11 protein-coding genes and 1 tRNA gene are annotated in these 11,037 nt (G+C 73.2%); 8 read left to right on the top strand and 4 right to left on the bottom strand.

The window, feature by feature from the left end; genetic code table 11:
• The first annotated feature begins 201 nt into the window (after window positions 1–201).
• Window positions 202–289, top strand: a tRNA-Leu gene (locus ACIPW5_RS31295).
• A gap of 134 nt (window positions 290–423) precedes the next feature.
• Here the strand turns inward: ACIPW5_RS31295 and ACIPW5_RS31290 are convergent.
• The 3 genes from ACIPW5_RS31290 to ACIPW5_RS31280 form a co-directional block, all read right to left on the bottom strand.
• Window positions 424–1,863 carry an amino acid permease gene (locus ACIPW5_RS31290; RefSeq protein ID WP_401252107.1) on the bottom strand — a complete coding sequence of 480 codons (1,440 nt, stop codon included), beginning with the start codon at window positions 1,861–1,863 and terminating at the stop codon, window positions 424–426.
• A 222-nt stretch (window positions 1,864–2,085) separates the two neighbouring features.
• Window positions 2,086–3,636, bottom strand: a complete 1,551-nt coding sequence (locus tag ACIPW5_RS31285; RefSeq protein WP_401252104.1) for an APC family permease — start codon at window positions 3,634–3,636, stop codon at window positions 2,086–2,088.
• 26 nt (window positions 3,637–3,662) lie between these two features.
• Window positions 3,663–4,613: a hypothetical protein gene (locus ACIPW5_RS31280; protein ID WP_401252102.1), complete on the bottom strand. Its 951-nt coding sequence runs from the start codon at window positions 4,611–4,613 to the stop codon at window positions 3,663–3,665.
• Window positions 4,614–4,909: 296 nt separating this feature from the next.
• Between ACIPW5_RS31280 and ACIPW5_RS31275 the strand changes: the two genes are divergently transcribed.
• Window positions 4,910–5,335: an ASCH domain-containing protein gene (locus ACIPW5_RS31275; protein WP_401252099.1), complete on the top strand. Its 426-nt coding sequence runs from the start codon at window positions 4,910–4,912 to the stop codon at window positions 5,333–5,335.
• Between the two features lie 91 nt (window positions 5,336–5,426).
• Here the strand turns inward: ACIPW5_RS31275 and ACIPW5_RS31270 are convergent, their stop codons facing one another.
• Entirely contained in the window at window positions 5,427–7,082 is a 1,656-nt protein-coding gene (locus tag ACIPW5_RS31270; protein WP_401252096.1) for an FAD-binding dehydrogenase, read from the bottom strand.
• Window positions 7,083–7,169: 87 nt separating this feature from the next.
• Between ACIPW5_RS31270 and ACIPW5_RS31265 the strand changes: the two genes are divergently transcribed.
• The 6 genes from ACIPW5_RS31265 to ACIPW5_RS31240 all read left to right on the top strand — a co-directional run bounded on the left by ACIPW5_RS31265 (window position 7,170) and on the right by ACIPW5_RS31240 (window position 11,028).
• Complete coding sequence (locus tag ACIPW5_RS31265; protein ID WP_401252093.1) at window positions 7,170–7,709, top strand: NUDIX hydrolase; 540 nt, start codon at window positions 7,170–7,172, stop codon at window positions 7,707–7,709.
• A gap of 20 nt (window positions 7,710–7,729) precedes the next feature.
• The gene (locus ACIPW5_RS31260) at window positions 7,730–8,128 is read left to right on the top strand and encodes a YidH family protein (RefSeq protein WP_401252091.1); all 399 of its coding nucleotides are present in this window, start codon (window positions 7,730–7,732) and stop codon (window positions 8,126–8,128) included.
• On the top strand, window positions 8,125–8,445 hold the full coding sequence (locus ACIPW5_RS31255) for a DUF202 domain-containing protein (protein ID WP_401252085.1): 321 nt from the start codon (window positions 8,125–8,127) through the stop codon (window positions 8,443–8,445). Before ACIPW5_RS31260 ends, ACIPW5_RS31255 begins: the two co-directional genes overlap by 4 nt.
• Window positions 8,446–8,544: 99 nt before the next feature.
• Complete coding sequence (locus tag ACIPW5_RS31250) at window positions 8,545–8,841, top strand: hypothetical protein (protein ID WP_401252082.1); 297 nt, start codon at window positions 8,545–8,547, stop codon at window positions 8,839–8,841.
• 120 nt (window positions 8,842–8,961) lie between these two features.
• Complete coding sequence (locus tag ACIPW5_RS31245) at window positions 8,962–9,873, top strand: MBL fold metallo-hydrolase (RefSeq protein ID WP_401252079.1); 912 nt, start codon at window positions 8,962–8,964, stop codon at window positions 9,871–9,873.
• Between the two features lie 129 nt (window positions 9,874–10,002).
• Window positions 10,003–11,028 carry a phosphotransferase family protein gene (locus tag ACIPW5_RS31240; RefSeq protein ID WP_401252076.1) on the top strand — a complete coding sequence of 342 codons (1,026 nt, stop codon included), beginning with the start codon at window positions 10,003–10,005 and terminating at the stop codon, window positions 11,026–11,028.
• Window positions 11,029–11,037: the final 9 nt, after the last annotated feature.

Genomic DNA, 11,037 nt, shown 5'->3' with positions numbered 1-11,037 from the left:
AGGTGCTAGTGCCCTTTATCGGGCGTGGGGGTTCAAGTCCCCCCTCGGACACCAACAGAAGGACCCCGCTTCGGCGGGGTCCTTCTTCGTTCCCCGGCAGCACGGTTCCGGGCCGGGAAGGGCGTGGACCGGCCACCCCGGAATGTTTGGTAATGTTTTCCACGTCGCAACGGGCCGCAAGGAACGTGAAGCGCACACCCTGTCCGGGTGGCGGAATGGCAGACGCGCTAGCTTGAGGTGCTAGTGCCCTTTATCGGGCGTGGGGGTTCAAGTCCCCCCTCGGACACCAACAGAAGGACCCCGCTTCGGCGGGGTCCTTCTTCGTTCCCCCGGACACGGGGAACGGGGCGGGAACGGGGAAGGGCCCCCGGGCCGGGATCTGGGATCCCGGCCCGGGGGCCCTTCGCGTACGGGCGGACCGGGTCAGTCGTTGGCGGCGGCGATCTCGGCCACGCGGCGGCGGACCAGGAACCAGCCGCCGACGAGGGCGGCGGCGATCGCCGGGAGGAACATGACCGTGGTGCGGCCGACGCCGCCGTCGCTCCACATCAGGACCAGGACCACGACCAGGAAGACCAGGGTCACGATCTGGGTGTAGGGGGCCCAGGGCAGGCGGTAGGACGGGCGCTCGACCAGGCCGTTCTTCGAGCGGTGCCAGAAGAACAGCGAACAGAGCATGACCATGGCCCAGGTGCCGAGGATGCCGATGGAGGCCAGGTTGAGGACGATCTCGAAGGCCTCGCCGGGCATCCAGTAGTTCAGGCCGACGCCCGCGACGCCGAAGGCGGCGGTGAAGAGGACGCCGCCGTAGGGGACCTTGCCCTTGTTCATGACGCCGGTGAACTTGGGGGCGGAGCCCGCCATGGCCATCGAGCGCAGGATCCGGCCGGTGGAGTAGAGGCCGGAGTTCAGGCTGGACAGGGCTGCGGTCAGGACGACCAGGTTCATGATGCCGGCGGCGCCGGGGACCCCGAGCTTGTCGAAGACGGTGACGAAGGGGCTCTGGTCGGCCGAGTACGCGGTGTAGGGGAGCAGCAGGGCCAGCAGGACCACGGAGCCGACGTAGAAGAGGCCCACGCGCCACATGATCGAGTTGATCGCCTTCGGCATGATCTTCTCGGGGTTCTCGGTCTCGCCCGCGGCGACGCCGCACAGCTCGACGGAGGCGTACGCGAAGACGACGCCCTGGACCACCAGGAGCATCGGCAGGACGCCGGACGGGAAGATGCCGCCGTGGTCGGTGATGTTGGCGAGGCCAGGGGTGTTGCCGCCGATGTCGTGGCTGGTGGCGACGAGGTAGATGCCGACGATCAGGAAGATCACCAGGGCGGCGACCTTGACCAGGGAGAACCAGAACTCCATCTCGCCGAAGTACTTCACCGAGATCAGGTTCGCGGTGAGGACGACGGCCAGGGCGATGAAGGCGAGCACCCACTGCGGGACGTCGGTGAACATCGACCAGAAGTGCGCGTAGGTCGCGGCGGCCGTGATGTCGGCCACGGTGGTGGTGGACCAGTTCAGGAAGTACAGCCAGCCCGCCGTGTAGGCGCCCTTCTCCCCCATGAACTCGCGCGCGTACGAGACGAAGGCGCCGGAGGACGGGCGGTAGAGGACGAGCTCGCCGAGGGCGCGGACCACGAAGAAGGCGAAGACGCCGCACACCGCGTAGGCGATGGCCAGCGAGGGGCCGGCGCCGGCGAGGCGGCCGCCGGCACCGAGGAAGAGGCCGGTGCCTATCGCCCCGCCGATGGCGATCATGTTGATGTGGCGGGACTTGAGGTCCTTGCTGTAGCCCTCGTCACCGGCGTCGACGGGACGGCGGGACGGCTCGGCGGGGGCCTCGGCCAAGGTGCGATCACTCATGTGGGACTTCGCCTTCGTGGTTCGGTCAGGCAGGTCCGGCGGCCGCGCGCGGGGGAGCTGGGTGGTGTCCCCCGTATCGCGGTACCGGTGATTTTGTCGCCATAGGAGACCACGTGCCTCCGCAACCCGCCAAAATCGGCCACCGAACGCGGAAGCCCCCGGCGACCATGGAAACGGTCTCCGGGGGCTTCCCAGGGGTGCGATTACGAGGGCTGCCGGGCCTCAGGCGCGCGGTGTGGCCTCCGCGGCCTGGTCGAGGCGGAAGGCCTCGTTGCCCAGGCCGATGCGGGCGTGGACCTCGGGGCGGCGGGACTTCAGCAGCAGCCCGTGGACCAGTCCGCCCAGGGCGGCGACGGCGATGATCGCGGGCAGGGCCCAGCTCAGCGCGGAACCCTGCTCGGCGCCGACGAGGACGGCGAAGTCCTTGACGGTGTAGACGACGATGCCGACCAGGGCGAGGCCGGCCAGGCCCGCGGCGACCAGCCGCCGGATCTGGGCGCCGGCGGTGCCGCGGCGGACGAAGAAGGCGATGACGGCGAAGGAGGCCGCGGCCATCAGGGCGGTCACGCCGAGGGCGCCGACGCTGCCCATCCAGGTGAACAGGTGCAGGACGGGGGCGGTGGGGTCGCCCGTCGGCTCCGAGTCGGTGACGGCGAAGACGAGGACGACCACGGCGGCGACCACGGTCTGCAGGAGGGAGCCGGTGGCGGGGGCGCCGGTGCCCGGGTTGGTGCGGCCGAAGCGGGCGGGCAGCAGGCCCTCGCGGCCCATCGCGAAGGCGTAGCGGGCGACGACGTTGTGGAAGCTGAGCATGGCCGCGAACATGCCGGTCACGAAGAGCACGTGCAGGACGTCCGTGAAGGCGGTTCCGAGGCGGCTCCCGGTGAGCTCGAAGAGCAGGCCGGGACCGGCCTCGGCGGAGGCCTTGACGATCCCGCCGGGGCCGGTGGCGACCGAGAGGGCCCAGGCGCTGAGGGCGAAGAAGAGGGCGACGAAACCGATGGCGAGGAACATCACGCGGGAGACCACGATGTGCGGCTTGCTGGTCTCCTCGGCGTAGACCGGGGACTGCTCGAAGCCGACGAAGGCGGCGATGCAGAAGCACAGCGCGGTGCCGAGGCCGGCCCCGCCCAGGGTGGAGGGGTCGAAGGCGCCCAGGGAGAGGCCTTCGGGGCCGGGCTTGCCGAGGGCGGCGGCGTCGAAGACGACGACGAGGGCGCACTCGATGAGGAGCAGGACGCCGAGCACCTTGGCGTTCAGGTCGATCTTGAGCCAGCCGAGCGCGCCGGTGGCGGCGACCGCGAGCAGGGCCGGGATCCACCAGGCGACCTGGGTGTCGAGGTAGGTGGCGAAGAGGCCGGACACCTCGAAGCCGAGGATGCCGTAGACGCCGACCTGCATGGCGCTGTAGGCGACCAGGGCGACGAGGGAGGCGGAGGCGCCGGCGGTGGGGCCGAGGCCGCGGGCGATGTAGGCGTAGAAGGCGCCGGCGTTGTGGACGTGCCGGCTCATCTCGGCGTAGCCGACGGCGAAGAGGGCGAGGACGACGCCGAGGATGACGAAGAGCAGCGGCTGGCCGACGATGCCCATGACCCCGAAGATCGTGGGCATGACACCTGCGACGACCATCAGGGGCGCGCTGGCGGCGAGGACGGAGAGGAGCAGTCCGGCGGTGCCGAGCCGGTCGGCGCGCAGGGCGCGGTCCTGGCCCTTGTACGTGCGGATCTCGGCCGCGGAGTCGGCTGGGAGCGTGGTGGATCTGCCCGTCGGCATGGCAGGGTCCTTTCGGGGGTGGCTGGTCAAGCGGTGCCGAGCGCGGCACTGCGCGCGGCGAGGAAGGCCTTGTGCGGGTCGCGGTCCGGGTAGGACCAGGGGGCGCGGGTGGCGTGGCTGCCGATGCGGTGGAAGAGGGCGGCCGCTTCGGCGGGGCGGCCTTCGCAGAGCTTGGCGTGGGCGAGGAAGTTGAGGTCGACCCGGTTGCGGGGGTGGTCCTCGCGCTCCCACTCCAGCCACCAGTCGAAGGCGGAGCGCAGCACCTGGCGGGCGCGGCGGCCGGTCCAGTGCTCGGCGGCGGCCCCGGCGGTGGCGCTGCCGCGGGCGGCGGCGAGGACGCGGAAGCGCTCGGCGTGGGCGATCACGGGCAGTACGGCGAGCGGGGAGTCGGCCGGGGACTCCTCGGCGGCCCAGGCGGCGAAGTCGTAGACCTCGTGGAGCGGGTCGTGGCCGGAGGCGGGGGTGCGTTCGGCGAGCTTGGCGACCATGAGGTGGTGGGCGTGGTGGTGCTCGCGGTGGCGGGCCCGGACCTGGTCGAAGTGGCGGCTGAACTCCTCCTCGGTGCCGAAGGCGCGGGCGAGCATGAGGAGGCCGAGCCAGGGGGTGGGGTCGGCGGGGAGCAGCGCGGCGGCCCGGCGGCAGGCCTCGTCGGCGGCTTCGGGGCTGCCCTTGCCGCGCAGGGCGGTGAAGACGGCGGCGCAGGCGAGGAGGGTGGTGGCGTCGGCGCTGTCGGGTTCGGCGAGCAGCCATTCGCCGGCCCAGGCGGTGGCGGCCGGGGTTTCGGCGAGGACGACCAGGCGGTGGCCGCGGCGGTCCCAGTCGTCACCGGTGGCGACGAGGAGGGAGCGGGCCCTGGCCCAGCGGCCCTGGGTGAACTGGCTCCGGACGCCGACGAGCTCGGTGTCGCACAGGGCGGGGTCGAAGAGCTGGGCGTCCCGCTTGCGGGCGCGGCCGAGGGGCGGCGGAGGCGGGGACATCCGCGGGTTCCCTCCAGGACGCGGGCGCGGGTGGACTGCGTGCGCGGGTGCGCGCACGGGGGCACGGGTGGGGCGGTCGGTGCGGTGGTACGCGTGGAATGCCGACGGCGCGGCTCGATCGTGCCGGTGGTCTGTCCGGATGATCACGCACAGCAAACCGGTAGGCACAGCTCCGCGTCAAGGTCCGGTCCACGGGGTGGCGTGTTTCAACTGGTGAGCAGAAGGGGCGAGTTGGGACGCAAGTGACGGTTCGAAATTCGGGTGTGACCTGCGGGGACGGTTCGTAGGGTGGGCGCATGACGAGCTTCGACGATCTCCGCCCCTTCGAGATGGGCTTCCCCGGGGAACTGCGCGACACCCTGACCGCCGCCGTCCTGAGCGGCGCCAAGACCACGACGACGGGGCTGCTCAAGGGGTACGAGACCGAGGGCGAGCCGGTGCCCCGGGCGGGCGAGCGCGTGGTCCTGGTCGACTCCGACGAGCAGCCCCTGGTCGTCCTGGAGATCACGGACGTCCGGGTGCTGAGGCTGGCCGAGGTCGACCTGCGCCACGCGCTGGACGAGGGTGAGGGTTTCGCCTCGGTGGCCGAATGGCGCTCGGCGCACGAGGGCTTCTGGCAGAGCGAGCAGCTGCGCGAGTGGCTGGGCGATCCGGACTTCACCGTCGACGACGACACCCTCGTGGTCGCGGAGCGCTTCCGGATCGTCCGGGAAGCGGCCTGACGCAGGTCACGGGCGGGGATTCGGGCGGGGATCCGGGCGGGGCTCTCCGCGGGGCCCCGGCCGGGGCCCCGCCGGACCGTCCCGTCCGGAGCTACCCGACGGCCCGTGCCGCCGCGCGGCCGGCGGCGCGGCCCGAGAAGATGCAGCCGCCCAGGAAGGTGCCCTCCAGGGCGCGGTAGCCGTGGACGCCCCCGCCGCCGAAGCCGGCGGCCTCGCCGGCCGCGTAGACGCCGGGCAGGGGGTCGCCGGAGGGCGTCAGGACCCGGGAGGACAGGTCGGTCTCCAGGCCGCCCAGGGACTTGCGGGTCAGGATGGAGAGCCGGACCGCGATCAGCGGGCCCGCGGCCGGGTCCAGGATGCGGTGCGGGGCGGCGGTGCGGATCAGCTTGTCGCCGAGGTACCGGCGCGCCCCGTGGATGGCCGTCACCTGGAGGTCCTTGGTGAAGGGGTTGGCGATCTCCCGGTCGCGGGCGGTGATCTCGCGGCGGACCGCGTCCTCGTCGAGCAGGTCCTCCTTGGTGAGCTCGTTCATCCGGCGGACCAGCGCCGACAGGTCCCGCTCGACGATGAAGTCCGCGCCGCGGTCCATGAAGGCCTTGACCGGTCCGGGGACGGCCTGCCGGGCCCGGTTGATCACCTCGCGGACGGACTTCCCCGTCAGGTCCGGGTTCTGCTCGGAGCCGGAGAGGCCGAACTCCTTGCCGATGATGCGCTGGTTGAGCACGAACCAGGTGTGGTCGTGGCCGGTGCGCATGATGTGGTCGAGGGTGCCGAGGGTGTCGAAGCCGGGGAAGAGCGGCACGGGCAGCCGCCTGCCGGTGGCGTCGAGCCACAGCGAGGAGGGGCCGGGCAGGATGCGGATGCCGTGCCGGGCCCAGATGGGGTCCCAGTTCTCGATGCCCTCGGTGTAGTGCCACATCCGGTCCTTATTGATGTGGCTGGCCCCGGCGGCCTCGGTGATGCCCAGCATCAGCCCGTCCACGTGCGCGGGGACCCCGGAGAGCAGCCGCGCGGGCGGGGTGCCGAGCCGCTCGGGCCACTGGGCGCGCACGAGGTCGTGGTTGCCGCCGATGCCGCCGCTGGTCACGATCACCGCCTGGGCGCGCAGGCTGAACGCGCCGGCCACCTCGCGGCTGCTCGCGGTGCCGCGCACGGCGTCCGAGGGCGCCAGGACCTCGCCGGTGACGGTGTCCACGGCTCCGGCGGTGGCGGACAGCCCGGTGACCCGGTGGCGGGGGGCGAAGCGGACCAGCCCGCGGGCCGCCCCGGCGCGGACCCGCCGCACGAAGGGCTCCAGCAGGCCGGGGCCGGTGCCCCAGGTGATGTGGAAGCGGGGCACGGAGTTGCCGTGGCCGTTCGCGTCGTAGCCGCCGCGTTCGGCCCAGCCGACCACCGGGAAGAAGCGCACCCCGCGGGAGTGCAGCCAGGGCCGCTTCTCGCCGGCCGCGAAGTCCACGTACGCCTCGGCCCAGCGGCGGGGCCAGGCGTCCTCCTCCCGGTCGAACCCGGCGGTGCCGAGCCAGTCCTGGAGCGCGAGGTCGCGGCTGTCCTTGATCCGCATGCGGCGCTGCTCGGGCGAGTCCACGAAGAACAGCCCGCCGAAGGACCAGTGCGCCTGTCCGCCGATGGACTGCTCCGGCTCCTGGTCGAGGAGGATCACCCTGCGGCCCGCGTCGACGAGCTCGGCGGTGGCCACGAGGCCCGCGAGGCCCGCTCCGATCACGATCACGTCAGCGTCGTACGTCATGCCTGCCGGTCCTCCGGTCGGTCGGTGGTGGGGCAGATCCTTGGCTACGGAGCGGTAACCAGTCAACAGCGGTGGTTGGATGGGTTCATGGATCCCGCTGACGAGGTACTGGACGTGGTGGACCGGGAGGACCGGGTCACGGGGCGGGCGCCCCGCGGCGAGGTGTACCGCCGGGGGCTGCTCCACCGGTGCGTGTTCGTCCTGGCCAGGGACGCGGAGGGACGGGTCTTCGTGCACCGCAGGACCGCGTCGAAGCTGGTGTTCCCCGCGCACTACGACATGTTCGTCGGTGGGGTGCTGGGCGCCGGCGAGGAGTACGCGGACGCGGCGCTGCGGGAGGCCGGTGAGGAGCTCGGGGTGAGCGGGCTGCCGCGGCCGCGGCCGCTGTTCAAGTTCCTGTACGAGGGGCCGGGCGGCGGCTGGTGGTCGTACGTGCACGAGGTGCGGTGCACCCTGCCCGTGGCCCCGCAGGCCTCGGAGGTGGACTGGCACACCTGGCTGCCGCAGGAGGAGCTGGACCGGCGGGTGGCGGGCGGGGACTGGGCGTGGGTGCCGGACGGGCTGGAGGCGTACCGGCGGCTGCGCGCGTTCCGGGAGGGCCGGACCCAGCCCGCGCCGGGTGCGTGACGGGGACGTAGATTGGCCGTGTGATCGACTTCGTCAAGGACGTGCGGCTCTGGTTCGCACCGGAGCGGGTGCGGGACGAGGGCGAGACCCCGGACTACCGCTTCTCCCTCGCCAACGAGCGGACCTTCCTCGCCTGGATCCGCACCGCGCTGGCGCTGGTGGGCGGCGGGTTCGCGGTGGACCAGTTCCTGCCGGACCTGCGGTGGGGGGTGCGGGTCGGGATGGCCCTCGCGCTGCTGGCGGTGGGGGCGGCGTGCGCGCTGCGGGCCGTGAACCACTGGGTGCGGTGCGAGCGGGCCATGCGGCGGGGCGAGGACCTGCCGCTGTCCCGGTTCCCCGTGGTGCTGAGCCTCGGCGTGGGGCTGGTGGCCGCGGCGATGGTGGTGGTCGTGCTGCTGGGCTGGACGGCCGGGCGGTGACCCGGCCCGGCACGGCGGCCCGCGACGCCGGGCTCCAGCCCGAACGGACTCGGCTGGCGTGGCGGCGCACGACGCTGGCCTGCTCGGTCACGGCGGTGCTGGCGCTGCGGCAGGCCCTGCACGGGACCGGCTCGCGGGTGGAGGTGGCCGGGACCGCGGTGATCGCGCTGATCTGGGTGGCCTTCCTGTGGCTGGCCCACCGGCGGATGCGCCGGCTGACCGGGGCCCGGCCGCCGGGGCTGCCGCCCCGGGTGGCGCTGGGGGCGGTGCTGTGCACCGTGGGCCTGGCGGTGTTCGCGATGGCGCTCATCTTCTGAGCCTCCCGTACGACGGTCCGATCGTCCGATGGTCCCGAGAGTGCCGCGCCACGGGGACGCAACGGGCGTTCCGGGGCGTTGCGGTCTAGCCTCGGCCGCATGACGACCCTGCACCAGGAACACCCCACGCACGCCCACGAGCACGGCCCCGGCTGCGGGCACACGGCGGTCGAGCACGGCGACCACCTGGACTACGCGCACGACGGCCACCTGCACCGGCAGCACTCGGGGCACTGGGACGAGTGCGAGACCTCCGGCCACGCCCCGCACGAGGAACACGAGCACGAGCACGGCGAGGGCTGCGGGCACGACGCGGTCCCGCACGGCGACCACCTCGACTACCTGCACGACGGGCACCGGCACGCCGTGCACGACGGCCACTACGACGACCACTGACGGCCCGGGCGGCCGCGGGCGGCCCCCGGCCGCCCGCCGCCCCCGCCCCCGCCCTCCCCGGCCCGAGGCCCGGCTGACAGGATGCTGACCGCCTGTCACAGCGACCCGGGGAGAGCGTCCATGACCGTCGAAGAGCCGTACGTCGTCCAGCCCGCGACCGGGGTGTACGCCTACGTCCAGCCCGACGGGGGCTGGTGCCTGAACAACGCCGGCTGGATCAGCGACGGCGGACGCACCCTGCTCGTCGACACCGCCGCGACCGAGCGGCGCGCGCTGGCCCTGCGCGAGGCCGTCACCGCGTCCGGGGCGCCGCTGCCCCGGACCGTGGTCAACACCCACCACCACGGCGACCACACCTACGGCAACGCCGTCTTCGCCGACGGGGCCGTGATCGTCGGGCACGACAACGCGCGCGCCGAGCAGCTCGCCGCCGGGCACCAGCTGGAGCTGATCTGGCCCGCGACCGACTTCGGGTCCATAGAGATCACCGCGCCCGACCTCACCTACCGCGACCGCCTGACCCTGCACGTCGGCGGCACCGAGGTCCAGGTCCTCCACCCGGGCACGGCCCACACCACCGGCGACTCGGTCGTGTGGCTGCCCCGGCAGCGGGTGGTGTTCACCGGCGACCTGGTCTTCGCCGGCGGCACCCCGTTCCTGGCGATGGGTTCCCTGGCCGGGTCGCTGCGGGCGCTGGAGCTGCTGCGCTCGCTGGACGCGGAGACCGTCGTACCGGGCCACGGGCCGCTGACCGACGCCTCAGCGTACGACGCGACCGAGCGCTACCTGCGGTACGTGGCCGAGCTGGCCCGGGAGGGCCGGGAGAAGGGCCTGACCCCGCTGGAGGCGGCTCAGGGGGCCGACCTCGGGGAGTTCGCGGCCTGGCGGGAGAGCGAGCGGCTGGTGGCGAACCTGCACCGGGCCTACTCCGAGCTGGCCGGGGAGCCGGAGGGGGTGCCGCTGGACATCGCGGCGGTGCTGAGGGACATGACGGTGATGAACGGCGGGACGCCGATCCTGTGCCACGCGTGAGCCGCACGGGCTGAACGGGCGGCCGGGAGGAGTTCTTCCGGCCACCCCTCTGGACGGCATACCGACTGGTCGGCATGATGGCTCCCGGACCGAGAACCCCGTCGTCGAACCCGTACGGAGGCGCGCCCCATGACCCCAGCCGATCCCCGAGGCCTCGATCTGGCGAGGCTGCGCGGCCATCTCGACGCCGTGCGGCCCGGGCTCGCGGCGGGGCCGCTGAGCGGCCGGCTGATCGAGGGGGGCCGGTCGAACCTGACGTACGCGGTCACCGACGGCACCTCCCGCTGGGTGGTGCGGCGGCCTCCGCTGGGACACGTGCTGGCCACCGCGCACGACATGCGGCGCGAGCACCGGGTGGTCTCGGCCCTGCACGGGACGGCCGTTCCGGTGCCCGGGACGCTGCTGCTGTGCGAGGACGAGGAGGTGCTGGGGGCGCCGTTCTACGTCATGGAGTACGTCGACGGGGTCCCGTACCGCACCGCCGGGCAGCTCGCGGAGCTCGGCCCCGAACGCACCCGGCGGGCGGTGCTGGGCCTGGTGGACACCCTGGTCGACCTGCACGCGGTGGACCCGGAGGCGGTGGGCCTGGGCGACTTCGGCCGCCCCGAGGGCTTCCTGGACCGGCAGCTGCGCCGCTGGGGCAAGCAGCTGGCGGCCTCCCGGGGCCGCGAGCTCGCCGGGATCGACGAGCTGCACGGGGCACTGGGCCGGGCACTGCCCCGCTCCCCCGCGCCGGCCGTGGTGCACGGGGACTTCCGGCTGGACAACGTCCTGATCGGCGGGCCGGACGACAGGATCCGGGCGGTGCTGGACTGGGAGATGTCCACGCTCGGCGACCCGCTGACCGACCTCGGCCTGCTGGTGATGTACAGCTCCGACCTGGGCCTGCCGGAGTCCCCGGTCAGCACCACGAGCGGGGCCCCCGGCCATCCGGCCCCCGCCGAGCTGGTCGAACGGTACGCCGCGCGCTCGGGGCGGGACACCGGGGCGATCGCCTGGTACACGGCCTTCGCCTGGTTCAAGCTCGCCGTGATCCTCGAAGGCATCCACTACCGGTACACGCTCGGGCAGACGGTCGGCGCGGGCTTCGACCGGATCGGCGAGCTGGTCCCGGTCTTCATCGAGCACGGACTGACCACCCTCCAGGAAGGCTGAGGAGCCGCA

Origin of the sequence: Streptomyces sp. NPDC090077 (assembly GCF_044747545.1) — a bacterium.
Classification (GTDB): domain Bacteria; phylum Actinomycetota; class Actinomycetes; order Streptomycetales; family Streptomycetaceae; genus Streptomyces.
The sequence above is the reverse complement of the archived record's forward strand: the minus strand, read 5'-3'. Positions and strand labels throughout refer to the sequence as shown.

What these genes read in the sequence shown, in the direction of transcription:
- ACIPW5_RS31290 (WP_401252107.1), bottom strand. Translation starts at nt 1,863, where the DNA reads ATGAGTGATCGCACCTTGGCCGAGGCCCCCGCCGAGCCGTCCCGCCGT.
- ACIPW5_RS31285 (WP_401252104.1), bottom strand. Translation starts at nt 3,636, where the DNA reads ATGCCGACGGGCAGATCCACCACGCTCCCAGCCGACTCCGCGGCCGAG.
- ACIPW5_RS31280 (WP_401252102.1), bottom strand. Translation starts at nt 4,613, where the DNA reads ATGTCCCCGCCTCCGCCGCCCCTCGGCCGCGCCCGCAAGCGGGACGCC.
- ACIPW5_RS31275 (WP_401252099.1), top strand. Translation starts at nt 4,910, where the DNA reads ATGACGAGCTTCGACGATCTCCGCCCCTTCGAGATGGGCTTCCCCGGG.
- ACIPW5_RS31270 (WP_401252096.1), bottom strand. Translation starts at nt 7,082, where the DNA reads ATGACGTACGACGCTGACGTGATCGTGATCGGAGCGGGCCTCGCGGGC.
- ACIPW5_RS31265 (WP_401252093.1), top strand. Translation starts at nt 7,170, where the DNA reads ATGGATCCCGCTGACGAGGTACTGGACGTGGTGGACCGGGAGGACCGG.
- ACIPW5_RS31250 (WP_401252082.1), top strand. Translation starts at nt 8,545, where the DNA reads ATGACGACCCTGCACCAGGAACACCCCACGCACGCCCACGAGCACGGC.
- ACIPW5_RS31245 (WP_401252079.1), top strand. Translation starts at nt 8,962, where the DNA reads ATGACCGTCGAAGAGCCGTACGTCGTCCAGCCCGCGACCGGGGTGTAC.
- ACIPW5_RS31240 (WP_401252076.1), top strand. Translation starts at nt 10,003, where the DNA reads ATGACCCCAGCCGATCCCCGAGGCCTCGATCTGGCGAGGCTGCGCGGC.